The following is a 23,703-nucleotide window of genomic DNA, read 5'->3' on the forward strand; positions in this document are numbered from 1 at the left end:
AAACGGGGTTGGGCATGGATGGCAGGCGCACGGTATGGCCGCGCCCGGTGGTTCAGGTCAGGCTGCGCAGCACCGCGCGCACCGGGCTCGCGTCGAGCCCGGCGAATTTGAGCGGCAGCGCGATCAGCTCGTAGTCGTCCGCGGGCACGTCGTCCAGGACGATGCCTTCCAGGATCGCCATGCCATGCGCGCGCACGGCGCGGTGCGCGTCCATGGTCTTGGATTCCTGCGGGTCCAGCGACGGCGTGTCGATGCCGATCAGCCGCACGCCGTGGCTGGCCAGCAGGGCGATGGTGTCGGCCGCCACCGCGCAGAACGACGGATCCCAGTGCCCCGTCGGCGCCTTCGCGTAGGTACGCAGCAACACGCGCGGCGGCACGCCGTCGAGCGCATGGGCAATCTGTGCAGGCTGCACGGCGGGCGCCGCGCCGATGCAATGGATCACGCGGCAGGGCCCGAGGTAGGGTTCCAGCGCGACGTCGCCGATGGGCGCGCCATCGGCCGCGTAGTGCAGCGGCGCATCGGCGTGCGCGCCGGTATGCGGGGACAGCGTGATGCGCCCGACGTTGACCGGGCAGTGCTCGTCCATCTGCCACGCCGGCTCGTGCCGGAAGGCGGTGTCGCCGGGCCAGACGGGGGTCTGCGGCGAGACTGGCGGGGTGATATCCCAGAGTCGGCGGGCGGTGGAGGTCATGGAGCGGGGCGGTCGAACGGCGATGCGATAACGTTGCGGACCGACGCGGTCCGCCCTCGCATGATAGTAAAAAAGCGGGGCAAGAGGCTTGCGAATCGCGGCGCCGCACGCGTGATATTTCGCATAACATTGCAGCTGAGTGCGTAATCGCGAAATATTCTTCAACATGACACTAGACCCCATCGACTTGCGCATTCTCGGCTGCTTGCAGGACAACGGCCGCATCAGCAACCAGGACCTCGCCGAGCGCGTGGCGCTATCGCCGTCGGCCTGCCTGCGGCGCGTGCGCCTGCTGGAGGAGAGCGGCATCATCGGCGGCTATCGGGCGTGGTTCGATGCCGAGGCGCTGGGGCTGGAGATCGAGGCCATCGTGCAGGTGTCGATGCGGCACGATGTGGAGGGCTGGCACGACAGCTTCAATGCCGCCGTGCAGTCATGGCCGGAGGTGATGACGGCGTACATCATCACCGGCGACAGCAACTACATCCTGCGCGTGCAGGCCCGCAACCTGAAGCACTACTCGGATTTCATCGTCAACCGGCTGTACCGCACCCCGGGCGTGATGGATATCCGCTCGAACATCGTGCTGCAGAAGATCAAGACGGGCGGCTCGCCGCTCGGGCTGATCAAGGACGGGACGGCGCCCTAGCCCGGGCCGTGCAGTGCGATCAGGCGCCGCAGCACGTCCTTCAGATGATCGCCTTCGGCGGCGCCGAACACCGCCAGCACCTCGCGCTCGTGTTCGGCGGCCAGCGCCATCAGCGGGAGCGCGCGGGCGCGGCCCGCGCCGGTGATGGAGACCAGCGCATGCCGGCGGTCGGCGGCGCCGTCGCGGCGGCGCTCCACGAGGCCGGCCGCGGCCATGCGGTCGATCAGCTTGGTCAGCGTGGGTTGCTTGGTCAGCGTGATGTCGGCCAGGGCGCCGACGGTGCAGTCGGCGCGGTCGGCCAGCGTGGCGAGCACGCGCCATTCCGGCACGGACAGGCCCGCGGCCTCGACCTGGCGATGGAATTCGCCCGACACCAGATGGCTGGCGCGCGCCAGCAGATAGGGCAGGTACCCGTCGACAAAAGTGAGCGGCTGCGAGGCACCCGCGCGCGTCGCCGCAGCGGAGCCGCGCCGCGCGCTCATTTGCCCAGCGGGCAGGTGGTGGTGAACTGGCCGTCCTGGAACACCAGCGGCGGCCCGCCATTGTCATGGATGCCGCAGCGCTCGACTTCTCCGACGAAGATCACGTGGTCGCCCTCGTCGTAGCGGCTGCGGTTATGGCATTCGAACCACGCCAGCGCATTGGCCAGCACGGGCAGCCCGGTGGCGGAGAGGTGGTAGTCCACGCCGGCGAAGCGGTCGCCCTTGAGCGTCGCGAAGCGCTGGCACAGGTCCAGTTGCGTGGCCGCCAGGACATTGACGATGTAGTGCGAACCGTCGCGGAACATCGGCAGGCTGTTGGCGCGGGTGGCCATGCTCCATAGCACCAGGGGCGGGTCCAGCGACACGGAATTGAAGGAGCTCGCGGTGATGCCGACGAACGGTGCGTCCTCCGCGGTGGGCCCGACCGCGCGGGTGGTGATCACGGTCACGCCGGTGGCGAACTGGGACAGGGTGCGCCGGAAGTGCAGGGCATCGAAGTCCGGAGCGGCGGCCTGGCCATGGCCAGGGTGGTTTGCGTCGAGCATTCCCATAGCGCGGGGATCGCTAGGATCCATGAAATTTCATATATTATTTCCGCCACACACCAGAATCACAAGCGGAATCGGAAGCGCGCCGGTAGACGGCCTGACGCCGGGCAAGGCCGCGGGCACGTGGCCGCGATCGCCCCGGGAGGAGACAAGATGCTCATCGAGCAAATCGAACACCGCTGGCTTGCGGCCTTCCAGCGCACGTTGCAGCTGTGCGGCCTGGCGCGCAACGAAGTGGTGGGGATTGTAACGGAGTCGCAATCCCGCCCGGTCAACGTGGAATTGGCCGAACTGGCCGTGCAGGCGCTCGGCGCCACGCCGGTCCGCATCCGCGTGCCGAGTCCCGCGCTGTCCGCGCCCGCGCCCGTGCGCTCGACCGGCGCCAGCGATGCGCTGCAGGAACTGGCCCCCGTGGTGGCCGCGCTGGCGCGCTGCCACCTGGTGCTGGACTGCACCGTCGAGGGCCTGTTGCACGCGCGCGAACTGCCGCGCATCCTGCAGGGCGCCGACGGCGTCGTGCCCCGCCTGCTGATGGTCAGCAACGAACATCCCGAGATCCTGGAACGCTGCGTGCCGGACCCTGCGCTGGAGGCGTCCGTGCGCGCCGCGATGAAGCGGCTGCGCGGCGCGGCCGAGATGCGCGTGCATTCGAGCGCCGGCACCGAGCTGCGTATTGGCTTGGAGCAAGCGCGCGTGGGCGGCGTCTGGGGCTACTGCAACAAGCCGGGGCAGGTGGCCCACTGGCCCGGCGGCCTGTGCCTGGCCTTTCCGGCGGCGCGGCAGGTCAACGGCACGCTGGTGCTCGCGCCCGGGGACGTCAACCTGACCTTCAAGACCTATCTGCGCGACACCATCGTCTGCCATATCGAGGACGACTATATCGTCGGCATCGAAGGGCACGGGATGGACGCGGACATGATGCGCGGCTACTACGCGGCGTGGGCGGACCGGGAAGGCAACCGCGATGCCTACGCGGTCTCGCACGTGGGCTGGGGCATGAATCCGCGGGCGCGCTGGGACGCGATGACCTTCTACGACAAGCGCGACTGCAACGGCACCGAGCTGCGCGCCTTCGCGGGCAACTTCCTCTATTCGACGGGGGCCAACGAGGTGGCCGGACGGCATACGCTGGGCCACTTCGACCTGCCGCTGCGCAACTGCACCGTGACGCTGGACGGCGCCGCCGAGGTGGAGGCGGGCGTGCTGGTGGAGGCACGGTCATGAACATGATCCTCCCATCGGCGGCCGCCACCACGGTACGCCATCCGAACGGCATCGCCACGCTCGCCGCTGGCGATGGCCCGGTCGCCGTGGTGCTGCTGCACGGCATCGGCGGCGGCAAGGCCGGCTGGCCGGCCCAGCTCGACGCGCTGGCGGCGGCCGGCTACCGCGCGGTGGCCTGGGACATGCCCGGCTATGGCGACAGCGCGATGATCGCGCCCTACGACTTCGCCGGGCTGGCCGAAGCCCTGGTGCCCGTGCTCGAGGCCGAGCACGCCGCCGGCCGCCGCGTGGTGCTGGTCGGCCACAGCATGGGCGGCATGGTCGCGCAGGAGGCCTATGCCCGCGCGCCGCAGGCGATAGCCGGCATGCTGCTGTCGGGCACCTCGCCGGCCTTCGGCAAGGCCGATGGCCAGTGGCAGCAGGGCTTTATCGCGGCCCGCACCGCGCCGCTGGACGCCGGCAAGACGATGGCCGAGATGGCCGCGGGACTGGTACGCGGCATGGTCGCGCCCAACGCGGATGCCGACGCGGTGGCCTTCGCCACGTCGGTGATGGCGGCGGTGCCGCCCGCCACCTACCGCGCCGCGCTGCATGCGCTGGTGCAATTCAACCGGCGCGACGAGCTGCCACGCATCGCCGTACCGGTGCTCGCGCTGGCCGGCGAGCACGATGCCAATGCCGCGCCCGCGGTGATGCAGCGCATGGCCGAGCGCATTCCCGGGGCCGAATACCAGTGCCTGCCCGATGTCGGCCACCTGGCCTGCATGGAGCGGCCGGTGGCGTTCAACGACGCCATGCTCGGCTTCCTGCGGCGGCGTTTTCCTCTATCGCCCGCCGCCTAGCCACCGTTCACCACACCCGGCGGCCGTGTCGGACCGCCGGACATTCCTCCTTCCAAGGACGCCACCATGCCCCTTGATTTCGTACCCGCCGTCGGCCAGGCCGACTTCACGGAAAGCCAGCAGCGGCTGCTGCGCCTGGCCAACACGCTTGGCCGCGAGCGCTTCGCGGCGCGCGCCGCGAAGTGGGACCGCGAGGCGAGCTTCCCGTTCGCCAACTACGACGACCTGCGCGAGGCGGGCCTGCTGGCACTGTGCGTGCCGGGTGCCTTCGGCGGCGAGGGCGCGGACTTCGCCACCTACTGCATGGTCGGCGCCGAGATCGGGCGTTTCTGCGGCGCCACCGCGCTCACGTACAACATGCATATCTGCTCGACCATGTGGACCGGCATGTTGGCCGACGGGATCGCGATGACGCCGGAGCAGCGCACGGAGCACGAGGCCCGGCGCGAACTGCATTTCGACCGCGTGGTGAACCAGGGCGCGGTCTACGCCCAGCCGTTCTCGGAAGGCTCGGCCGCGGCAGCGGGCAAGGCCCCCTTCGGCACCACCGCGCGCAAGGTCGACGGGGGCTGGGTGCTCAATGGCCGCAAGATCTTCGCCTCGCTGTCCGGAGCGGCCGACTACTACGGCATCCTCTGCACCGAGGACCGCGGCGACCAGCATCCGGACATGCGCGACACGCTCTATATCGCCGTGCCGGGCACGGCAGAGGGCCTGACGGTAACGGGGGAGTGGGATCCGATGGGCATGCGCGGCACGGTCTCGCGCACGCTGCTGCTCAAGGACGTGTTCGTGGCGGACCATGAGCAGCTGATGCCACGCGGGGTCTACTACAAGGCCGCGCAGACCTGGCCGGCGATGTTCTTCACGCTCTCGCCCACCTACCTCGGCGTGGCCCAAGCCGCGTACGATTTCACCGTGCAGTACCTGCGCGGCGAAGTGCCGGGGCAGCCGCCGGTCAAGCGGCGGATGTATCCGACCAAGCAGATCGCGGTGGCGCAGATGCGCATCCAGCTCGAATCCATGCGCTCGCTCTTCTGGCGGGTCATTCACGAGGCGAAGCCCAATCCCTCCAAGGACGAGCGGCTGCGCCTGTACGCGGCGCACTACAGCGTGATGGAGGGCGCCAACGATATCGCGCGCCTTGCCATCCGCACCTGCGGCGGCCAGTCGATGCTCAAGGACCTGCCGCTGGAGCGGCTGTACCGCGATTCCCGCTGCGGCGCGCTGATGCTGCCCTGGACTGCCGAGCTGATCCTGGATCGCATGGGCCGCGAGACGCTGTACGAAGCCGGCGAGCGCGACGAATGAGCGCGTCCTGCACCAGCCACGGTGGCCTCGGCGACGGCGCGGGCGGCCGACCCCACGTCGATGCGCAGAGCGTAGGCGCGCTGCTGCGTCCGCTGCACGCGCTGGCCTGCACCGCGCCGCTGCGGCCGGCGTTGCACTACGCGGGCCGCACCTTCGGCTACGGCAAGCTGTGGAGCCGCATCGAACGCGTCTCGGCGCATCTGGCGGCGACCTGGGGCGTGCGGGCCGGCGACCGTGTCGCCACGCTCTGCCTGAACCACGACCTGCAACTGGCGATGCTGTTCGCCTGCGCGCGGCTGGGCGCCGTGTTCGTGCCGCTGAACCACCGGCTGGCCGTGCCCGAGCTGCGCGGCATCGCGGCCCACGCCGGCCTGCGGGCGATCTTCCACGACGACGCGCACGAGGCGGCTGCGCAGGCCCTGGCGCAAGCCCTGCAAGCCGACACGCCGTCGACTTCCTCGTCCCCGTCACCCTCTCCGGCGGTAGGCCACGCCCATATCGACCGCCTGATCGACAGTCCCGCGCCCGCCGACCGCGCCTTTGCGCCGGTGCCTGACGACGCGCCGCTGCTGCTGGTCTACACCAGCGGCACCACCGGCGAGCCCAAGGGCGCCATGCACAGCCAGGCCGGCCTGCTGGCCAATGCGCGCGCGAGCTGGTGGGCGCACGACATGGACCCGGCCGACCACGTGCTGTCGGTGCTGCCGCTGTTCCATGTGGGCGGGCTGTGCATCCAGACGGTGCCGGCCCTGCTGGCCGGGGCCCGCGTCACGCTGCACGAGCGCTTCTCGCCCGAGGCCTGGTTCGATAGCGTGGAGCGGGACCGTCCCTCGCTGTCGCTGATGGTGCCAGCCACCCTGCGCGCGGTGCTCGAGCACCCACGCTGGCCGGATGCCGACCTGTCGTCGCTGCGCGGCGTGATGGCCGGCTCGTCCACCATTCCACTGTCGTATATCTCGGCCTTCCACGCCCGCGGCGTGCCGCTGGGCCAGGTCTATGGCGCGACCGAGACCGGCCCGGTATCGGTGGTGCTGCGGCTGCCGGAGGCCATGGCGCGTCCCGGCCATGCCGGCTGGCCGCAGCCCGAGGCCGAAGTGCGGCTGGTGCGGGAGGGCGCCGACGTGGCCGACGGCGAGGTCGGTGAAATCTGGGTGCGGGGGGCCAACGTGATGACGGGATACTGGCGCCAGCCGGACCATCCGTCGTTCGCGCAAGGCTGGTTCCGCTCCGGCGATCTGGCGCGCCGCGATGCCGAAGGCTGTGTCGAAGTGGTCGGGCGCTCCAAGGACATGATCATCTCGGGCGGCGAGAACATCTACCCGGCAGAGATCGAGAACGTGCTGATCGCGCTGCCCGGCGTGCTGGAATGCGCCGTGGTGGGTTTGCCGGACCCGCGCTGGGGCGAGGTGCCGGTGGCCGTCATCGTGCCCGCGCCGTGCGCGGACCCGGCGGCGCTGTCGGCGCCGCGGCTGCGCGAGACCATGGCGCTGCGCATCGCCCGCTTCAAGCTGCCCAGGGACGTGGTGCTGGTCGACGCGCTGCCCAAGAGCGCGCTGGGCAAGGTCATGAAGCCGCAATTGCGCACCATGCTGGAGGCGCGGCAGGGCGAACGCTGAGGGGCAGGGCGGCCAATGCGCCCTTGCAAAACGGCGCACGCGCATCCATGTCGGTGGTCTGCCCGCGACAGCGCTGCGACGGACGCCGTCCGCGCGTATGCTGTGCGGACCATGGTCGCAGTCTTGTGGAGAAATCGTATGGAACAAGGACGTGAAGGCACCGAAGTCGCCACCCTTGGGGGCGGTTGCTTCTGGTGCACCGAGGCGGTTTTCCAGCAGGTGCAGGGCGTGCTGGAAGTGGAGTCCGGCTATACCGGCGGCCAGGTGGACGATCCCACGTACGAGCAGGTCTGCAGCGGCGAGACCGGCCACGCGGAGGTGGTGCGCGTGACCTTCGATCCGGCGGTGATCAGCTACCGCGAGATCCTCGAGATCTTCTTCGCCACGCACGATCCCACCACGCTCAATCGCCAGGGCAACGACGTCGGCACGCAGTACCGCTCTGCGATCTTCCCGCACTCGCCGGCGCAGCGCGAGACCGCCGAGGCGCTGATGCGCGAGCTGACCGAGCAGCGGCTGTACGACGCGCCGCTGGTGACGCGCATCGAGCCGGAGCAGACGTACTGGCCGGCCGAGGCCTACCACCAGAACTACTATCGGCAGCATCCCAACCAGGGCTATTGCGCCTTCGTGATCTCGCCCAAGCTGGCGAAGTTCAGGGAAAAGTTCGCGCACCGGCTGGTGCGCTGACACGCTGAGGCGGCAACGGGAGATGCCGCCGCCTCAGGCGTCCAGGCGCTCGGCGATCTCCCGGGCCAGCCGCACGCAGCTCAGAGGGGCCGAGCCCTCGGCCTTGTTGCTGACGATCACATAGGCGGGCTGTCCCGCGCGCAAGGCATGCACCACCAGATCGGCGATCACGCCGCGCGTGTGAGGATCTTCGTCGACGAGCCGGTCGAACGGGGCGTAGGCCGCCTCCGCCTGCTCGTAGCTCAGACCCCCGCCCAGCATCCACCGCAGCACCAGCGGACCGGGGGTGTCCTCGTCCAGTAAAGCCAGCGCTGGCTTGAGTCGTTCCAGCGGCGGCATGCGCTCGCGGGCCGCGGCGCAGAAGCGCACGCCGCGCGCCCGCAGCAGCTTGATCAGGCGCGGCGTCAGCAGGTCTGGGTCGCGCAGTTCCACGGCATAGCAGGCATGCGGCGCGAGGACCGGGTCCAGCGGCGGCAGCGCGGCCAGAAAGGCGTCGAGCCGGGCGAGAAAGCCGGCGCTGTCGTGCGCCAGCGTGCCGAGCGGCGAAAGCTGGAACAGCAGGGGGCCGCATTTGGCGCCGAGGCCCGCGGTGGCGGGCTCGATCAGGTCACGCGCGGCGATCTGCGCATCGAGGAAGGCCGGATTGACGAGGCGGCCCGCGCCGCTCGGATTGCGCAGCCATCCATCGCACACGCTGGCCGGTGCCTTGACCAGAAAGCGGAAATCCCCCGGCACCTGGCCCGCATAGGACAGATAGTCCGCCAGCGGAATGGGGGCGTAGAAGCCGCGGTCCACGCCGGCCGAGCGCAGCAGCGGATGCCGGGCATAGGCCGCGAGGCCCTTGCGCGAGAGCAGGCTGTCGCTATAGACGCCGTCGTAGACGATGCCGTTCCAGCCGCTGTAGGACCATGTCGAGGTGCCGAGAAACAGGTTGGCCGGCAGCCGCGCGCCGAGCGCGGCCAGTTCCGCATCGGGTGGCACCGGCTGGACGGCCTTGCCGCGCCGCGGGGCGCTGGCGTCCGCCATGGGCGCTGGTGCGGGAGCCGCCGCCCCGTGCTGGGGCGGCGTGCTGTCGGCAAGGTCGGCGAACAGGTCGTCGGTCAACGCGCGCCGAATTGGTGGCCGTCCGGCCGGTCGTACAGATAGCGCCGCGACCACGGCATGGTGGCCGAAGGCAGCCCCGCCTTGCGGCAGGTCACCTGGTAGATCGACATCTTTCCCGTATCGAACGCGTGCGCGCAGCCGGCCAGGTAGACGCGCCAGATGCGGTATTTCTTCTCGCCCACCATGGCGCGGATGGTGTCGCCCCGCGCCTCGAAGTTGTCCGCCCAGTGGGTGAGGGTCTGCGCGTAGTGGCGCCGCAGCAGTTCCACGTCCAGCGCCTCCAGGCCGCCCTTCTGCAGCGTGGTCAGCACCAGCCCGATATGCGGCAGCTCGCCCTGCGGGAAGACATAGCGGTCCATGAACTGGGCGCCGTCCATCGGCTCGATGCCGCTGTCGGGATCGGGCTGGGTGATGCCGTGGTTCATCGCGTAGCCGTCCTCGGACAGCAGCTCCTGCATGCGGCGGAAGTAACCCGGCAGGTTGTCCTTGCCCACATGCTCGAACATGCCGACGCTGGTGATGCGGTCGAAGGTGCCGGACACGTCGCGGTAGTCCTGCAGCCGGATCTCGATGCGGTCGGCCAGTCCGGCGGCCTTGACGCGCTCGGTGGCCAGGTCGAACTGGTTCTGCGACAGCGTGATGCCGACGCAGCGGGCGCCGAACTTGCTGGCGGCCCGGATCACCAGCGCGCCCCAGCCGCAGCCGATATCGAGCAGCGTCTGGCCCGGCTGCAGCCGGATCTTGGTCAGGATGTGGTCGATCTTCTTGAGCTGCGCGGTGGCGAGGTCTTCGTTGCCTTCTTCGAAGTAGGCGCACGAATACACCATGTTCTCGTCGAGCCAGAGCTTGTAGAAGTCGTTGGAGACGTCGTAGTGATATTCGATCGACGCCTTGTCGTCCTGCTTGGTGTGTGCGAAGTGCCGGGCGACCCTGGCCAGCGCGCCGTCGGCCATCCGGCGCGCGGTGCCGGAGAGCCCGTAGGCGACGTTGATGATGTCGGGAAGCTTGCCCTCCAGGTCGATCTTTTCCTGGACATAGGCCTCGCCCAGATTGTCCAGGCTGGGCGTGAGCAGCAGGGGCAGGGCCCCGGCCTCGCGCACCGTCAGCGTGACGGCGGGTTGCTCGAAGCGTCCCAGGGGGTATTCATTGCCGTTCCACAGCCGCAGTTTGACGGGCAGGTCGGCGTGGTTCCGCAGGTCGGCGATCCAGCGGTCCAGTTGCGTGTCGAGTGCTTGCTTGAAAAACATGCGGCTTCCCTCCTGATGATGGCGGCATACTTCTCGAACTGACAGCAGTGGCAGGCGGCACCTGCCCGGGCGCGTCGCCGCGGATGCGGGTCGCGTTTTACTTTACGTCAAACCGCGGCGTTGCGCGGTCGCGCCGGCCCAGGGGCGCCGGCGTTCGGGTCAAATCGTTCGGGGCGGCTCAGGGCGACAGCCGCACGATGCGCCAGTTGCCGTCCGCCTCGCGGCGGTAACCGATGCGGTCGTGCAGGCGCGAGGGGCGCCCCTGCCAGAATTCGATCCAGGTCGGCACCACGCGGTAGCCGCCCCAGTGCGCGGGCCGCGGGGGCGCCTCGCCGAACTTCTCGCGAAACTGCGCCTCGCGCTGCTCCAGCACGGCCCGGTTCGCGACTTCGCGGCTCTGTTCGGATGCCCAGGCGCCCAGGCGCGAGCCCAGCGGACGCGAGGCATAGTAGGCATCGCTCTCGGCGTCGCTGACCTTTTCCACGACCCCTTCGATGCGCGCCTGGCGTTCGAGCTGGACCCAATGGAACAGCAGCGCGGCGCGCGGATTGGCGGCGATATCCGCGCCCTTGCGGCTCTCGTAGTTCGTAAAGAACGTGAAGCCGCTCGCGTCGATGCCCTTGAGCAGCACGATGCGGGCCGAGGGCTGGCCCGCCGCGTCCACGGTGGCCAGCGTCATGGCGTTGGGCTCGGGCAGCTTGGCGTTCAGGGCTTCGTCGAACCAGCGTTCGAATTGCGTGATGGGGTCGGCCGCCACGTCGGCCTCGTTCAGGGAACCGAGGACATAGCTGCGGCGAAGGTCTGCGAGTTGGTTCATGGCGAATCGGTGGGAGCGGGCCGGCGCGATTGGCCTTGACCGGCCGTGATTGGCGATGACAGGCGGCCCGAAGCTGCCTGGAGTATAGCGAAAGGGCCGCATGCCGGCCTTGCGCCAGCGCAAGGCCCCGCGCCCATATCGGGATATCGCGGGCGCGCCGCGTCAGCCCGGCGGGCCCAGCTTGCGGGTTTGTCCGCGCGAATAATAGCCGGCCATCCCCATGGCGCCGGCCATCGACAGAAAGATCGGCAGCATGCCCAGCGCGGTGCCGACCACGCCGAAGGTCAGCGGCCACACCACCTGGCTGGTATTGAGCACGGCCGAGCGCAGGCCCAGCGCCTCGCCGGCGCGCCCGCTCGGCGACGCCGTGTGCAGGATGTTCATGACGTTCGGCTGCGCGCTGCCCAGCGCCAGACCCAGCACGAAGGCAAGGCAGCACATCAGCCAGAACTGGGCGACGAACGGGTAGACCAGGTAGGCGGCGCCGCCCACGATCAGCGCGGCGCGGATCACCTTCCATTCGGACAGCCGGCGCGACACCATCGGCATGGCGACGCGGATGGCGAAGGTGGCGATGGCGAACGAGCCGAGCACCCAGCCGATGGCCGAGGGCGACAGCCCCACGCGCGTGCCCTGGATCGGGATCAGGAAGGCATGCAGGTCCCACGCGGCCGACAGCACGGCGCTGGCCACGAAGACCGCGCGCAGCTCGGGATACTGGAACAGGTCCAGCGCCGAGCGGCGGCTGCCGTCGTCGATGGCGATGCGCGCCGCATTGCCGCCCTGCGCGGGCAGGCGCTTGCGGATCAGCTGCAGGCCGATCTGGCCGACCATGGCGACGGCCACCAGCGACAGGAAGGCCGGCGCGTAGCCGCCATGCTCGATGACATAGCCCATCGCCACCGGCCCGAGCGTGCCCGACACCGACAGCCCCAGCGCGTGGAAGGTGTAGTTGCGCAGCCGCGTCTCGTTGGTCGAGACCTGGCCGATCAGCAGTTGCATGGCCACCTGGACCAGCATGAAGCCTACGCCGATCAGCGCGCACGATACGTACAGGGCGCCGATGTCCGGCCAGATGGCAGGCAGCAGCGTGCCGCCCACCACCATCAGCGAGCCGGCGGTCATCGGCTTGCGTGGCCCGATGCGGTCGATATAGCGCCCCGACTTGATCGCCAGCAGCATGGGCAATACCGCGTAGAGCGACATCAGCAGGCCCAGCGTCAGCGTGGAGGCTTTCAGGGAAATGGCGAACAGCGATACCACCACGCGGCTGGCGTTGTACGCCACGTGGTTGCACACCGTGAGCGCGATCAGCCAGCTGATCGGCGCGACGGTGGCAGGAATCGTTGTCATGCGGTGCGGATACGGAAAGAGAAGATGGAGGCGGCCGGGCGGGCCGGCCATGCCTCGAAAAGCGCGCTGTGCCGGAAAACCGGCATGCCCGCTCGTTCTTGTTGTTTCTTCGTATTGATGTAAACAGCCGTTTAATTATGCGACTGCCGTGGGCGATCTACAACGATTAAATCGCCACGGAGGCATATCGGCTACGGAGTGTTGCGCAAAGGCGTCGGCCGCGAGCGACGGGAGCGGTGCGCGGGGCGGGCAGCCGCCCAGCGCGTCACTCAACCGCCCTGGTACATGCCCGGATCGTTGGCCGGACGCGACGGGCCGCCCTGGCGTGCCGGGGCCGGGGACGTGGAGGGCGACGGCGTCGTGGCCTGCTCCGGCTTGCTGCCGGCCGGCGCAGGGTTCGGGCCTTTCTGCTGTCCGGCCGCGGATTGCCCGGCCTTGGGATCGCGATAGGTCTTGCCGGGCGGCGGGGCGGTAGGGCGCTTCTTGGCATCGGCCAGCAGCTTGCCGCACTGGCTGTCCTCGGTATTGGTCAGGTTGATCAGCGGCAGCACCGCGGTCGCCACCGGCGCCGCCAGCGCCAGCGCCACCGCGCCGCCGGCGCGCGCGGCCAGGATCGCGATGTCGGGGCTCACGCGCGGATCCTTCATGGTGCCGCCCACATACAGCGGCGAGCGCAGCGAGAAGATGCGCAGGCCCTTGGCATCGGGATTGATCTTGAGCGCGAGGCGTTCGTTGCCGAAGTCGACCGCGCCCTCGGCGGTGATCACGGCGTCTTCCGTGTCGATCACGAAGGTGCGGGCGCGCGCCACGCCGTCGGCCACCGCGAAGTCGGCCACGCCGCAGTTGATCTGCACGGGCTTGTCGCCGAACAGCTTGGCGACCACCACGCTGCCCACGTTCAGGCCCATCGCCTCCAGCAGGAACTTGCTGATGGTGCCGTTCTCCACCAGCAGCTTGGCCTCGCCATTGGAGCTGCCGAGCAGGGCCGCCACCGAGTTGCCGGTGGCGGTCAGCTTCGCCGCGCCGTTGACCTCGCCGACGCTGGCGCGCATCGACTCCACTTCCGGGAACAGCTGCTTGAGCTTCATGCGGCGCGCGGTCATGTCGATGTTCGCGCCCATCGGTTCGCGCTTGCCGTCCAGGCGGAGCGTGGAGACCAGGTTGCCGCCGGCGATGCCGAAGTTCAGCGGGTCCAGCAGCAGCACGCCGTCGGTGAGCTTGATATGCGTGACCAGGTCGGTGATCGGCAGGTCGGCGTCGCGGATGATGCGCTTGCCGGAGAACTTGACGTCGGCGTCGATGCTGTCCCAGCGCTCGGTGCGGAAACGTGCCACTGGCAGCGCCTTGTTGGTCGGCTGCTTGACCGTGCTGTCCTTGGCGGGTTTGCCGGGCTTGGCATCGGCGCCGATGAGCGGGGCCAGGTCCTCGAAGCGCAGCTGCCTGGAGACCAGTTCGCCGCTGAGCAGCGGGCGCGGTTCGCGCTGGCGGTAGGTCAGCGAGCCGCCGAGGTCGCTGCCGCCGACCCGGCCGGTAAAGCCGTGATAGCGGTATTCGGAGGCGCCCTTCTGCAGGTTGGCTGTCAGCCGCCCGCGGGTCTCGTAGGGCGGGGTGTCGGGCAGCACCAGGCCGGTGAGCGGATAGAGCTTGGCCATGCTGTCGCCGGACAACTGCAGCTGCACATCGAGCGCAGCCAGCTTGGCGGGGTTGGTCAGCGTGCCCTCGATCGTCGCGCGGGTGGCGCCGACCCGCACGTCGGCCTGCAGCGGAAAGGGCTCGTCGGTATCGCGCAGGCTCAGCACGGTGCCGGTCTTGCCGGTGGCGTTGATGGTGGCCTCGTTGTAGCTGCCCGTGGCGCGCCAGCGGATGCCGTAGTTGGGCTTGCCGTTGCGCGCCGTCGCCGGGGCGCTGGCGGGGGCGGCGGCGCTGGCCTGCGGTGCGCTGCCGGGCGTCGGCGTCAGCGCGCCGTCGCGCTCCTTGTCGTAGAGCGCGGCGTCTCCGATGGTGTCCAGGTCGGCGCGCAGCTGGATCTTCTCGGCCGCGTCCGCCAGCGAGAGGTTGCCGCGCGTGAGCACCACGCGCCCCACGTCCAGGCTCCAGCGCGACGGCTCCTTTTCCTCGTCGTCGCGGGTATCGAAGGTCCAGTTGTTGCGCTTGTCGGCCAGCCGCTCGAGCGCGACGGCGGGGCCGTCGACGGTAATGGAGGGCAGCGAGATCTCGCGGCGCAGCAGGGGCAGGGGGCGCAGCACGAAGATCAGCTCGCGCGCGGTGGCGAAGTTCGGCTGCTGGGCCCAGTCGGGATTGCCGACGGTGATGTCGCGCGCCGACAGCCGCGGCCAGGGCACCCAGCCGCGCCACCCGGTTTCGCCCTGGGCGCGACGCCAGGTCAGGATCAGGTCGCCGTTGACGGCGAAGGGGCGTCCGATGGCGTCGCTGACCTTCTGGTTCAACCAGGGCTTGAGGCGGTTCCAGTCGAACGTCAGCACGATCACGACCAGCACCGCGATCAATACCAGCGGTGTGAGCACACTCCAGAGAACAGCCTTGCGGCCCAGGGACATGAATCGACTCCGGTCGGCGCAGACAATATCGTGCGGTCTGCGAGACAATGCCGCGAACGAACCCGGCTTCAGTCCATTGTATAGTTGCGCGCCCGGCAATCCTGTCGGGGCGCGGCTGACACGCCACGAGCCCGCAAGGCCGCGCAGGAGCCGCCCGCACAGCCCATCCCGATATGTCGAACCGAAGCCCGGAACCGTCCTTCCCGCCGTCGCCGTTGTCCTCTTCTCCCGCCGGAGCCGCCGAGTCCGCCGCCACGCTGGAGGAGTTGCCCGCCGCGCTGCCGCACGAGGGCCCGGAGGACGACGACTACCACCGCCGCTTCGGCGGCGTTGCCCGGCTCTATGGCGCGGACGGACTCGCCCGGCTGGAGGCGGCCAGCATCTGCGTGGTGGGCGTGGGCGGCGTGGGCAGTTGGGTGGCGGAGGCGCTGGCGCGCAACGCGGTCGGGCGGATCACGCTGGTAGACCTGGACCATGTCGCCGTGTCCAACACCAACCGGCAGATCCATGCGCTGGGCGATGCCTACGGACGCGCCAAGGTCGAGGCCATGGCCGAGCGGATGGTGCAGATCAATCCGCGCTGCGAGGTGCGCCAGATCGACGATTTCGTGACCGTGGACAACGTCGAGGCGCTGCTGGCAGGACACGACTACGTCATCGATTGCATCGATGCAGCCAAGGTCAAGACCGCGATGCTGGTCTGGGCCCATCGCCAGGGCGTGCCCATCGTCACCTGCGGCGGCGCGGGCGGCCAGATCGATCCCACACGCGTTCGCATCGTCGATATCACGCGCACCGTGCAGGACCCGCTGCTGGCCAAGGTGCGGCAGAACATGCGCACCAAGCACGGCTTCCCGCGCGACCTGCGCCGCAAGTGGGGCATCGCCGCGGTGTATTCGGACGAGCCGCTGCGCTATCCGGAGCCGGCCCAGCAGGCCTGCGACCTGGACGAGGCACCCGCGGCCGGCGCGGGGCAGGCCGCCCCGCAGGGTCCGCAGGGGCTGGCCTGCGCGGGTTTCGGCTCGTCGGTGGCGGTTACCGCCGTGTTCGGCTTCGTCGCCGCCTCGGCCGCGATCGTCGCGATCGCGACGGGCAAGCCGCCGATCTGACGGCGCCTTACGCGGCGAGCGCGCGCAGCAGCCGGCCGGTGTCGTCCTCGCCCGGCGCCAGGTTCTCGAAGAAGATCAGCTCGGGATATTCCGCCTCGGACGGCATGAAGCGGCGCTCGCGGTAGGCGTCCCAGTGCGCGAGCTTGTACGCGTCGTTCGGATTGCCCCGCCGCACGATGCGGGCGCGGGCCTCCTCCTCGGGCAGATGGACCCACACGATGCGGACCTCGGTGCCCGCCGGCGCCGCAAGCCAGTCCGGATCGTGCAGCCGGTGCGCGCGCACCTCGCGCGACAGCGGCCCAACCACGATCACGCTGATGCCCAGTGCGAGATTCTCCCGGGCGGTGTCCAGCAGCCCCTGGTATTCCGGGTCGCGCAGATGCTCCAGATAGGTCGGGCTGTCGCGGTCGTTGGCGTCGCCCGTCAGGGCTGCCATGGCTGCCGCGCTGTAGCGGCCGTACAGAGTGTCCTTGTCGAGCAGGCAGAACGGTTCGCCGGTGGCTTCCATCAGCGGGCCGATCAGGCGATGGGCGAGGGTGGTCTTGCCGGTGCCGGCGTGGCCGCAGAAAAAGATCAGTCGGGGCATGGGATGGCCTGCTGGGCGCCTGCGCGGCGCAAAAGCGACAGCATACCGCCGTCGTGGACCTTGCTCGGTTCCGGCGCGCGGACGCCGCCGATTCGGTATCCTTGCGGCTTGACCCAGCCGCATCCCGGCACGACGACGATGACCGCCCAGAATTACCCCGACCTGCCCGACAGCAGCGCGCTGCCCGATACCCTGCGCCTCGGCGAGCCCGTGACCGACGCCACTCACGCCGAATTCGTGCAGTTGCTGGACGCCGCCGCACGCGCCGGCGACGACGCCTTCCTGGCCGCGCTGGACGAATGGATCGACCATACCCGCTACCACTTCGGCCAGGAGGAAGCGTGGATGGAAGCGATGGCCTTCGGTCCGCGCCATTGCCACAAGACCGAACACGAGCAGGTACTGAAGGTGGCCGACGCGGTGCGCGCCAAGGTCGCCGACGAGAAGGATTTCGAGACCGGGCGCCGGCTGGTGGCCGAGATGTCAGGCTGGTTCGACCTGCACGTGAAGCAGAAGGACGCGCCGATGGTGGCCTATATGCGGGAGAACGGCTTCACGCTGATCGAAGCCCCGGCCTAGCGCGGGTTGCTCCCTTCTCCCGCCAGCGGGAGAAGGGCCGGGGATGAGGGTGACGGCGCCAGATCGTCGCGGCACCCGCAAACCATACCGCTAGTTCAACGCCGTGGCCAGCTGCCGCCGCCACCGGGACACGGCCTCCGGCGCATCCATCAGATCGAACACGGACAGCATGGTCTTGCGGCCGATATCGTCCTCGAAGGTCCGGTCGGTCCGAACGATCTCCATCAACTGCTCCAGCGCGCGCTCGTAGTCGCGGCGTGCCACCAGCAGCTTCGCCAGATCCAGGCGCGCGGCCAGGTCGGCCGGGTCGGCCTCGATGCGCCGGGCCAGTGTGGCCTCGTCCGGCAGATCGCCCACATTGCGCATCGCTTCGAGCCGGGTCTGCACCGCCGCGTGGCCGTCCAGCTGGGGCGCCCGGGACGTGAGCATCTCGAACTGGGCCTGCGCGTCGTCCAGCGCATTGCCGTCGAGCAGGAAGGCGATGTATTCCAGGCGCGCTTCATCGAAGCCCGGTTCGAGCGCCAGCGCGGCCTGGAAGGCGGCGCGGGCGTCGTCCCGGGAGCCCGCCGCCAGCCGTTCCCGCGCCTGATGCAGCGCGGCCTCGGCCGGGCTTGGCAGGATGCGGGCGAGAAACTCCCGCAGGCCGGACTCGGGCAGCACGCCGACGAACTGGTCCACCGGCTGCCCGTCGACGAAGGCGATCACATGGGGAATGCTGCGCACCGCGAAGTGCGCGGCCAGTTGCTGGTGCTCGTCGACGTTGACCTTGGCCAGCTTCCACTTGCCGCCGGCCTCGGCTTCCAGCTTCTCCAGCATGGGGCCCAACGTGCGGCAGGGTCCGCACCACGGCGCCCAGAAGTCGACCAGCACGGGAATCTTGCGCGACATCTCGACGACGTCGGCCTCGAAATTCTGCAGCGTTACATCGGTCATCTCTTGCCTCGCTTGTGGATGGGTCCGGCGCAAAGCGCGCGGTGCCGCCGTGCCTTGCGCATGTTCTCCCGTCTACCTTGGGGCGTGAGCGCCGCAAAACAAGTAGCCCGATGGCCCGGGCCGGCTTTCGCGGCGCGGCAGCCGCTTGCTGGCGCTTTTGGGGTTGTTCCGGCCTTCAAATAGAACGGTCGTTCAGTTATATTGGCCCTTTCACCTTTCAGAGACCAGGTCGCAAAGACCGCCGAGGAGACCTTCATGCCGACACCACAGTCCGCGCGCCCGCACATGCAGTTCTGGCCCAAGCGCCTTCCGACCGAGATCGTCCTGCCGGAAACCTCGCTGTGGTTCAACCTGGAGGTCTCGGCGCGGCGCTATGCGGACAAGGCGGCGATCCGCTACTTCGGCAATGCCATCACGTTCCGCGACCTGGAGGCCCAGGCCACGGCGCTGGCGGGCTGGCTGCAGCGGGAGGCCGGCGTGGCCAAGGGCGACCGCGTGCTGCTCTACATGCAGAACTGCCCGCAGTTCATCCTGAGCTACTACGCAATCCTGCGCGCGGATGCGGTCGTGGTGCCGGTCAATCCGATGAACCGGGCCGAGGAGTTCAAGCACTACATCACCGACGCCCGGGCCAGCGTGGCCATCTGCAGCGCCGATCTGGCGGGCGCGGTCGAGCAGTCCAACCAGGAGCTGCCCGAGGACCAGCGGCTGCGCCACGTGCTGGTCACGCAGTATGCCGACGCGCTGCCGCCCAGCTACGAGCATCCCGAAGACGCGCCCCCTGCCTGGCTGACCGCCACCCATCCCCTGCCCGCCGGCGCCACGGCATGGGCGGACGCGATGGCCGCCAACCACGCGCCGGGCCCGCACACCGCCGGCCCCGACGACATGGCGGTGATGCCGTACACCTCCGGCACGACGGGCTTTCCCAAGGGGTGCATCCATACCCACCGCTCGGTGATGCACAACGTGGTGGGCGGCGGCACGTGGTCGGGCAGCGGCGCGGAATCGGTGATCCTGTCGGTGCTGCCGCTGTTCCACGTGACCGGCATGCAGTACGGCATGAACGGTCCCATCTACAGCGGCGCCACCGTGGTGATGCTGCCGCGCTGGGACCGCGAAGTCGCCGGCCGGCTGATTTCTCGCTACAACGTCACGCACTGGACCAATATCCCGACCATGGTGATCGATTTCCTCGCCAGCCCCAATCTGGCTGAATTCGATCTGTCCAGCCTGCGCTATATCGGCGGCGGCGGCGCGGCCATGCCGCAGGCCATCGCCGAGCGCCTGCGCGAGCAGTTCGGCCTGGGCTACCTCGAAGGCTACGGGTTGTCCGAAACCATGGCGCCGACGCACAGCAACCCCTACGACCGCCCCAAGCTGCAATGCCTGGGGGTGCCGACCTTCAATACCGATGCGCGCGTGATCGACCCTGTCACGCTGAAGGAGCTGCCGCCGAACGAGGTGGGGGAAATCATTGTCAGCGGCCCGCAGGTGTTCAAGGGCTACTGGGGCAAGCCGGAGGCCACCGCCGAGGCCTTTATCGAGTTCGAGGGCAAGACCTTCTTCCGCACCGGCGACCTGGGCCGCATGGACGAGGAGGGCTACTACTTCATCACCGATCGCCTCAAGCGGATGATCAATGCCTCGGGCTTCAAGGTCTGGCCGGCCGAGGTGGAAAACCTGCTGTACAAGCATCCCGACGTGCAGGAGGCCTGCATCATCGGCACGCGCGACGCCTACCGCGGCGAGACGGTCAAGGCCGTGGTCGTGCTCAAGGCGCATGCGCGGGGCAAGACCACGCCCGAGGACATCGTGGCCTGGGCCAAGGACAACATGGCCGCCTACAAGTATCCGCGCGTGGTCGAGTTCGTCGATGCGCTGCCCAAGTCGGGCACCGGCAAGGTGATGTGGCGCCATCTGCAGGAAAGCGAGAACGCCCGCAACGCGGCCAGCAAGATCGAGGTATAGCCCACAACTCGCACGGGACGCCGCGGCTCAGTGGCCGCGCGCCCGCATCAGCGTCTTGACCATGGTCTTGTAGCCGCGCTCGCGCGCATGGCGCGTGGGCGTGACGCCGTCGTGGTCGGCCAGGTTCGCGTCGGCGCCGGCATCGATCAGCAACTGCACCACCTCCTCGTAGCGCGCGCTGCCGTCGCCCAGCACGATGGCTTCGAGCAGCGGGGTCCAGCCTAGCGCGTTGACGTGATCCACGGGAACGCCGGCGCGCAGCAGCAGCTTTACCATCTCCCGGTCGCCATGCTGGCAGGCCGCCGTCAGCGCGGTGCCGCGATAGCGGTCGGTGCTGCGCAGGTCGGCTCCGCCGCGGTCGATCGCCACGCGCACCACGCTCAGTTGCCCGGTGGCCGCGGCCAGCAGGAAGGCGCTGTTGGCGTCCCGATCCTTGTGATTGACGTCCGCGCCGGCGTGGACCAGGGCCGCGGCGACATCGCCGTGGCGCTGGTAGACCGCCGCGAGCAGGGCGCTGCGCCCGCGCTCGTCCACCGACCGCGGCGAGGCGCCCGCGGTGAGCAGGCGCCGCACCAGTTCGAGATCGCCCATCGAGGCCGCCGTGATCAGATTGCGGTCCAGCGCGCTGATGTCGTGCTGGCGGGGGGTGGTGGCGGCGCCGGCGGCGGGCGAGGGTGGGGAAGGCATGGAGCGCGGCGCGGGCACCGTGCCGGCGGGGCGCGCCGCGAGAGACGCGCCGCCCGGCCCGGCGAGCAGGGCGCCGCCCATCAGCAGGCCGCCGAGCCCCAGCACTTCGGCCACGAGCAGAGGGCGGGGGCGGGCGGCGCGGCGGGTCATGATGGGTTGCGCGTATCGGGCGTCGGGATTGACCGGCTGGCTGGCATCGGGCGGTCGGCGGACATGGTGCGCGTTGCCCCGGGACTCAGGCGGTCTCGGGGACGCCGGGCGCGGCCGTCGTCGCGCCGCCGTCGTCCTGCTGCAGCTGGCGCCACAGCCGTCCCAGGTAGGGATCGTCGACGCCGTTGGTCGCCAGTCCGAGCAGCGTCTGCTGCAGGTACTCGCGCGCCGGACCGTACAGGCCGCAGGCATCGCGCAGGCAATCCACCACCCGCTGGTCCGGCAGCCGCCCGGCATAGGCCTCGTGGGCGCGGTTCATCACGAAGGCCAGCGCGCGCTGCGGCGCGTGGCTCCCGCCGAGCTTTACCCGCAGCCAGCGCGGATGGTAGGCGCCGGTCATCATCTCCCGCCGCCACAGCATGCGGAATTCCTGCTCGATCAGATGCCCTGGAATGCGAAAGACGATGCCCTGGCAGGAGCCGCCGCGGTCCAGCCCCAGCACCAGCCCGGGCTTTTCCCAGGTGCCGCGGTTGATGCGGGAGTACAGGTAGAAGCCCCGGTGATAGCCGTGCACGGTGGCCAGCTGGCGGTCGGTGTGGACCACCATCGGGTTCCAGATCAGCGAGCCGTAGCCGAACAGCCAGACATCGCCGCCCAGGTCCGCATCCGCGGGCTTGCTGCCCAGCGTGCTGCGCATGGACTGTTCGAGCGCTTCTTCGGGAAGCAGCGAGGAAGCCACCGGCGTGCTGCACAACGAAGCGCGAAGACGGTCGGATTCGAGGTCTTGTCGGGTGATCGCCATGGCGCAAGGATAATCCAAAGGCGTCGGCTCGTTGCCGATGCCGGCGCGCCCGGCATGGGAAATCGCATCACGGGCCGCCGGGTGTCGGCCGCCGGCAACGCCATGTCCTTACAATGGGAGCTCAACCAGGAGAAAACACTATGGCTCGCACCCTCACGGTCGCCTTTGGCAACGGCAAGGAATACGCCTATACCGTCGGCGACGCGGATCTGGCGGACATCGGCGACGATGCCGCGTGGGCGTGGTTCGATCGGGAATATGCGGAACTGGACTGCCAGGCGTCGAGCCCGGTGGGCAAGGTGCTGGTCATCGACAAGATCCTCAACGTGGCCAAGTTCTCGGGAGAACAGCGCTTCGTCGGGGACGAGGCATGGGCTCGTCAGTATGCCCGGCATGCCGCCCATCTGCTGGGCCGGGAACGCGTGCGCGTCGACGTGGGCAACGCGTCCATCAACTTCTAGTACCCCGGAGCAGTGCCGCCCTTCTCCCGCCAGCGGGAGAAGGGCCGGGGATGAGGGTGAGCGCCTGTTCAGAGCCCCTGGACGTTCGCGGCTTCCAGGGCCCGGACAGCTGCCTTCAGACCCCCAGCAGCTCCACTTCGAACAGCAGGGTCGCATTCGGCGGAATCACGCCGCCGGCGCCGCGCGCGCCGTAGCCAAGGTCCGCCGGAATCACCAGGCGGCGGGTACCGCCGACCTTCATGCCCTGCACGCCTTCGTCCCAGCCGCGAATCACATGGCCGGCGCCGAGCGGGAACACGAACGGGTCGTTGCGATCCTTGCTCGAGTCGAACTTGCGGCCGGCCTGGCCATTCTCGTACAGCCAGCCGGTGTAGTGCACGGTCACATGCTTGCCTGCCGTGGCTTCGTCGCCCGAACCGGTGACGGTGTCTTCGTACTGCAGGCCAGAGGGAGTGGTGTTCATGGAAATATCCTTGCGCTGATGAGCCGGGCCGCGAAACAGGAGGGGCGCGGCCGGAGCCGGCAGTGTACTGGAAAAGGGTGCGGGGGCTTCATCGCCCACGGTCCATCGCGCCGATCGCGCGGTCACCGTCGTCCCCCGGCCCTTCGCCCGATGGCGGGAGAAAGGAGGACCCGGTCAGTAGCCCGACCCCGCCTGCCCCCGCTGCCATGCGTCCAGCGTGAGCTGGACATTGCGCTCATCGTCGCTGACCCAGATCTCGCCATCCTGGATCGTCACCGACAGGCGCATGGCGCGCTGCGCCATGCCGGCAAGGGCGTCGACCGCGTCGCCGGGCACGTTGTACACCGTGACGTTGCGCAGCTTGCCGGCCTTGCCCGCCATGCCTTTCCACCATTCACGGGCGCTCGCCGCCTGGTACGTGAATACCGTGACGCGGCCGGCGCGGGCGGCGGCGCGCTTCAGGCGCGTCTCGTCCGGTTGGCCCAGGTCGATCCAGTGGGCGATCTCGTCGGTGAGCGTCTTTTCCCACAGGTCAGGCTCGTCCGGCTCATCGAGCCCGCGGGTAAAGGTGAGCGCCTCGCTGGCCTCGGCGGCGAAGGCGAGCACGCGGATCATCATGCGCGCGTCGTTCTCGGACGGGTGCTTGGCGATGGTCAGCGCGTGGTTGCCGTAGTAGTGCCGGTCCATGTCGGATACCGACAGCTCGACCTTGTAGATGGTGGATTTCAGTGCCATGGAGGTTGGCTCGCGCGCAGGCGGGCCGCAGGGAAAGGCCGCATCATACGCCGCTCGCCGGCGTGGCGGACGGTGCATCGCCGCGGCGGCGG

Annotated in this window: 24 protein-coding genes; 10 read left to right on the plus strand and 14 right to left on the minus strand. The window is 69.4% G+C overall.

Annotation, left to right across the window (positions count from 1 at the left end; translation table 11 throughout):
• Nucleotides 1-52 precede the first annotated feature (52 nt).
• Nucleotides 53-694 carry an arylformamidase gene (gene kynB, locus LDO27_RS17305; protein WP_224042987.1) on the minus strand — a complete coding sequence of 214 codons (642 nt, stop codon included), beginning with the start codon at nt 692-694 and terminating at the stop codon, nt 53-55.
• 166 nt (nt 695-860) lie between these two features.
• On the opposite strand from kynB, the gene LDO27_RS17310 reads away from it, so the two are divergent.
• A complete protein-coding gene (locus LDO27_RS17310) occupies nt 861-1,343 on the plus strand; it encodes an Lrp/AsnC family transcriptional regulator (protein ID WP_224042988.1) in 483 nt (160 codons plus the stop codon).
• On the opposite strand, the gene LDO27_RS17315 is transcribed toward LDO27_RS17310, so the two are convergent.
• Together LDO27_RS17315 and LDO27_RS17320 are read right to left on the minus strand one after the other, a co-directional pair.
• Complete coding sequence (locus tag LDO27_RS17315; RefSeq protein WP_222207768.1) at nt 1,340-1,825, minus strand: MarR family winged helix-turn-helix transcriptional regulator; 486 nt, start codon at nt 1,823-1,825, stop codon at nt 1,340-1,342. The two genes, LDO27_RS17310 and LDO27_RS17315, sit on opposite strands and share 4 nt — an antisense overlap.
• A complete protein-coding gene (locus LDO27_RS17320) occupies nt 1,822-2,376 on the minus strand; it encodes a flavin reductase family protein (protein WP_222207766.1) in 555 nt (184 codons plus the stop codon). The genes LDO27_RS17315 and LDO27_RS17320 overlap by 4 nt, the downstream gene beginning before the upstream one ends.
• Nucleotides 2,377-2,526: 150 nt before the next feature.
• Here LDO27_RS17320 and LDO27_RS17325 point away from each other — a divergent pair, with 150 nt between their 5' ends.
• From LDO27_RS17325 to msrA, 5 genes are all read left to right on the plus strand, one after another.
• On the plus strand, nt 2,527-3,597 hold the full coding sequence (locus LDO27_RS17325; RefSeq protein ID WP_224042989.1) for a peptidase M29: 1,071 nt from the start codon (nt 2,527-2,529) through the stop codon (nt 3,595-3,597).
• Nucleotides 3,594-4,439, plus strand: coding sequence for an alpha/beta fold hydrolase (locus LDO27_RS17330; RefSeq protein ID WP_224042990.1), 846 nt, complete (start codon nt 3,594-3,596; stop codon nt 4,437-4,439). Before LDO27_RS17325 ends, LDO27_RS17330 begins: the two co-directional genes overlap by 4 nt.
• A gap of 66 nt (nt 4,440-4,505) precedes the next feature.
• On the plus strand, nt 4,506-5,750 hold the full coding sequence (locus tag LDO27_RS17335) for an acyl-CoA dehydrogenase family protein (protein WP_224042991.1): 1,245 nt from the start codon (nt 4,506-4,508) through the stop codon (nt 5,748-5,750).
• Entirely contained in the window at nt 5,747-7,366 is a 1,620-nt protein-coding gene (locus tag LDO27_RS17340; protein WP_224042992.1) for a class I adenylate-forming enzyme family protein, read from the plus strand. Before LDO27_RS17335 ends, LDO27_RS17340 begins: the two co-directional genes overlap by 4 nt.
• Nucleotides 7,367-7,504: 138 nt before the next feature.
• Nucleotides 7,505-8,056, plus strand: coding sequence for a peptide-methionine (S)-S-oxide reductase MsrA (gene msrA, locus LDO27_RS17345; RefSeq protein WP_222207759.1), 552 nt, complete (start codon nt 7,505-7,507; stop codon nt 8,054-8,056).
• A gap of 33 nt (nt 8,057-8,089) precedes the next feature.
• On the opposite strand, the gene LDO27_RS17350 is transcribed toward msrA, so the two are convergent.
• The 5 genes from LDO27_RS17350 to LDO27_RS17370 all read right to left on the minus strand — a co-directional run bounded on the left by LDO27_RS17350 (nt 8,090) and on the right by LDO27_RS17370 (nt 15,135).
• A complete protein-coding gene (locus tag LDO27_RS17350) occupies nt 8,090-9,160 on the minus strand; it encodes a DUF72 domain-containing protein (RefSeq protein WP_224042993.1) in 1,071 nt (356 codons plus the stop codon).
• A complete protein-coding gene (locus LDO27_RS17355) occupies nt 9,157-10,407 on the minus strand; it encodes an SAM-dependent methyltransferase (protein WP_224042994.1) in 1,251 nt (416 codons plus the stop codon). Before LDO27_RS17355 ends, LDO27_RS17350 begins: the two co-directional genes overlap by 4 nt.
• Nucleotides 10,408-10,585: 178 nt before the next feature.
• Nucleotides 10,586-11,224, minus strand: a complete 639-nt coding sequence (gene pdxH / locus LDO27_RS17360) for a pyridoxamine 5'-phosphate oxidase (protein ID WP_224042995.1) — start codon at nt 11,222-11,224, stop codon at nt 10,586-10,588.
• Nucleotides 11,225-11,386: 162 nt separating this feature from the next.
• Nucleotides 11,387-12,577 (minus strand): MFS transporter, encoded by a 1,191-nt coding sequence (locus LDO27_RS17365; RefSeq protein WP_222207755.1) that lies wholly within the window; start codon nt 12,575-12,577, stop codon nt 11,387-11,389.
• 269 nt (nt 12,578-12,846) lie between these two features.
• Nucleotides 12,847-15,135 carry an AsmA family protein gene (locus LDO27_RS17370; protein ID WP_224042996.1) on the minus strand — a complete coding sequence of 763 codons (2,289 nt, stop codon included), beginning with the start codon at nt 15,133-15,135 and terminating at the stop codon, nt 12,847-12,849.
• Nucleotides 15,136-15,392: 257 nt separating this feature from the next.
• On the opposite strand from LDO27_RS17370, the gene LDO27_RS17375 reads away from it, so the two are divergent.
• A complete protein-coding gene (locus tag LDO27_RS17375) occupies nt 15,393-16,244 on the plus strand; it encodes a tRNA threonylcarbamoyladenosine dehydratase (RefSeq protein WP_377747522.1) in 852 nt (283 codons plus the stop codon).
• Between the two features lie 7 nt (nt 16,245-16,251).
• Here LDO27_RS17375 and LDO27_RS17380 read toward each other — a convergent pair whose 3' ends face one another.
• Nucleotides 16,252-16,830: an AAA family ATPase gene (locus LDO27_RS17380; RefSeq protein ID WP_224042998.1), complete on the minus strand. Its 579-nt coding sequence runs from the start codon at nt 16,828-16,830 to the stop codon at nt 16,252-16,254.
• 138 nt (nt 16,831-16,968) lie between these two features.
• Here LDO27_RS17380 and LDO27_RS17385 point away from each other — a divergent pair, with 138 nt between their 5' ends.
• Entirely contained in the window at nt 16,969-17,409 is a 441-nt protein-coding gene (locus LDO27_RS17385; RefSeq protein WP_222207750.1) for a hemerythrin domain-containing protein, read from the plus strand.
• A 90-nt stretch (nt 17,410-17,499) separates the two neighbouring features.
• On the opposite strand, the gene trxA is transcribed toward LDO27_RS17385, so the two are convergent.
• Nucleotides 17,500-18,342 (minus strand): thioredoxin, encoded by an 843-nt coding sequence (gene trxA / locus LDO27_RS17390; RefSeq protein WP_224042999.1) that lies wholly within the window; start codon nt 18,340-18,342, stop codon nt 17,500-17,502.
• A 255-nt stretch (nt 18,343-18,597) separates the two neighbouring features.
• Between trxA and LDO27_RS17395 the strand changes: the two genes are divergently transcribed.
• A complete protein-coding gene (locus LDO27_RS17395; protein ID WP_222207748.1) occupies nt 18,598-20,313 on the plus strand; it encodes a long-chain fatty acid--CoA ligase in 1,716 nt (571 codons plus the stop codon).
• 27 nt (nt 20,314-20,340) lie between these two features.
• Here the strand turns inward: LDO27_RS17395 and LDO27_RS17400 are convergent, their stop codons facing one another.
• Both LDO27_RS17400 and LDO27_RS17405 read right to left on the minus strand, forming a co-directional pair.
• Nucleotides 20,341-21,150 carry an ankyrin repeat domain-containing protein gene (locus LDO27_RS17400; protein ID WP_224043000.1) on the minus strand — a complete coding sequence of 270 codons (810 nt, stop codon included), beginning with the start codon at nt 21,148-21,150 and terminating at the stop codon, nt 20,341-20,343.
• An 85-nt stretch (nt 21,151-21,235) separates the two neighbouring features.
• Nucleotides 21,236-21,952, minus strand: coding sequence for a gamma-glutamylcyclotransferase (locus LDO27_RS17405; protein WP_224043002.1), 717 nt, complete (start codon nt 21,950-21,952; stop codon nt 21,236-21,238).
• A gap of 140 nt (nt 21,953-22,092) precedes the next feature.
• Between LDO27_RS17405 and LDO27_RS17410 the strand changes: the two genes are divergently transcribed.
• Nucleotides 22,093-22,413 carry a hypothetical protein gene (locus LDO27_RS17410; RefSeq protein WP_222207745.1) on the plus strand — a complete coding sequence of 107 codons (321 nt, stop codon included), beginning with the start codon at nt 22,093-22,095 and terminating at the stop codon, nt 22,411-22,413.
• 115 nt (nt 22,414-22,528) lie between these two features.
• Here LDO27_RS17410 and LDO27_RS17415 read toward each other — a convergent pair whose 3' ends face one another.
• Both LDO27_RS17415 and LDO27_RS17420 read right to left on the minus strand, forming a co-directional pair.
• Nucleotides 22,529-22,876: an FKBP-type peptidyl-prolyl cis-trans isomerase gene (locus tag LDO27_RS17415; RefSeq protein WP_224043003.1), complete on the minus strand. Its 348-nt coding sequence runs from the start codon at nt 22,874-22,876 to the stop codon at nt 22,529-22,531.
• 174 nt (nt 22,877-23,050) lie between these two features.
• On the minus strand, nt 23,051-23,611 hold the full coding sequence (locus LDO27_RS17420; protein WP_222207741.1) for a YaeQ family protein: 561 nt from the start codon (nt 23,609-23,611) through the stop codon (nt 23,051-23,053).
• Nucleotides 23,612-23,703 lie beyond the last annotated feature (92 nt).

The organism is Cupriavidus respiraculi (assembly GCF_914271545.1).
GTDB lineage: Bacteria > Pseudomonadota > Gammaproteobacteria > Burkholderiales > Burkholderiaceae > Cupriavidus > Cupriavidus respiraculi.

Coding starts and splice junctions, on each gene's coding strand:
- LDO27_RS17370 (WP_224042996.1), bottom strand. CDS start 15,135: ATGTCCCTGGGCCGCAAGGCTGTTCTCTGGAGTGTGCTCACACCGCTG.
- LDO27_RS17405 (WP_224043002.1), bottom strand. CDS start 21,952: ATGGCGATCACCCGACAAGACCTCGAATCCGACCGTCTTCGCGCTTCG.
- LDO27_RS17415 (WP_224043003.1), bottom strand. CDS start 22,876: ATGAACACCACTCCCTCTGGCCTGCAGTACGAAGACACCGTCACCGGT.
- LDO27_RS17395 (WP_222207748.1), top strand. CDS start 18,598: ATGCCGACACCACAGTCCGCGCGCCCGCACATGCAGTTCTGGCCCAAG.
- LDO27_RS17325 (WP_224042989.1), top strand. CDS start 2,527: ATGCTCATCGAGCAAATCGAACACCGCTGGCTTGCGGCCTTCCAGCGC.
- LDO27_RS17320 (WP_222207766.1), bottom strand. CDS start 2,376: ATGGGAATGCTCGACGCAAACCACCCTGGCCATGGCCAGGCCGCCGCT.
- LDO27_RS17355 (WP_224042994.1), bottom strand. CDS start 10,407: ATGTTTTTCAAGCAAGCACTCGACACGCAACTGGACCGCTGGATCGCC.
- LDO27_RS17315 (WP_222207768.1), bottom strand. CDS start 1,825: ATGAGCGCGCGGCGCGGCTCCGCTGCGGCGACGCGCGCGGGTGCCTCG.
- LDO27_RS17340 (WP_224042992.1), top strand. CDS start 5,747: ATGAGCGCGTCCTGCACCAGCCACGGTGGCCTCGGCGACGGCGCGGGC.
- kynB (WP_224042987.1), bottom strand. CDS start 694: ATGACCTCCACCGCCCGCCGACTCTGGGATATCACCCCGCCAGTCTCG.
- LDO27_RS17385 (WP_222207750.1), top strand. CDS start 16,969: ATGACCGCCCAGAATTACCCCGACCTGCCCGACAGCAGCGCGCTGCCC.
- LDO27_RS17400 (WP_224043000.1), bottom strand. CDS start 21,150: ATGACCCGCCGCGCCGCCCGCCCCCGCCCTCTGCTCGTGGCCGAAGTG.
- LDO27_RS17310 (WP_224042988.1), top strand. CDS start 861: ATGACACTAGACCCCATCGACTTGCGCATTCTCGGCTGCTTGCAGGAC.
- LDO27_RS17335 (WP_224042991.1), top strand. CDS start 4,506: ATGCCCCTTGATTTCGTACCCGCCGTCGGCCAGGCCGACTTCACGGAA.
- LDO27_RS17420 (WP_222207741.1), bottom strand. CDS start 23,611: ATGGCACTGAAATCCACCATCTACAAGGTCGAGCTGTCGGTATCCGAC.
- LDO27_RS17380 (WP_224042998.1), bottom strand. CDS start 16,830: ATGCCCCGACTGATCTTTTTCTGCGGCCACGCCGGCACCGGCAAGACC.
- pdxH (WP_224042995.1), bottom strand. CDS start 11,224: ATGAACCAACTCGCAGACCTTCGCCGCAGCTATGTCCTCGGTTCCCTG.
- LDO27_RS17410 (WP_222207745.1), top strand. CDS start 22,093: ATGGCTCGCACCCTCACGGTCGCCTTTGGCAACGGCAAGGAATACGCC.
- trxA (WP_224042999.1), bottom strand. CDS start 18,342: ATGACCGATGTAACGCTGCAGAATTTCGAGGCCGACGTCGTCGAGATG.
- msrA (WP_222207759.1), top strand. CDS start 7,505: ATGGAACAAGGACGTGAAGGCACCGAAGTCGCCACCCTTGGGGGCGGT.
- LDO27_RS17365 (WP_222207755.1), bottom strand. CDS start 12,577: ATGACAACGATTCCTGCCACCGTCGCGCCGATCAGCTGGCTGATCGCG.
- LDO27_RS17330 (WP_224042990.1), top strand. CDS start 3,594: ATGAACATGATCCTCCCATCGGCGGCCGCCACCACGGTACGCCATCCG.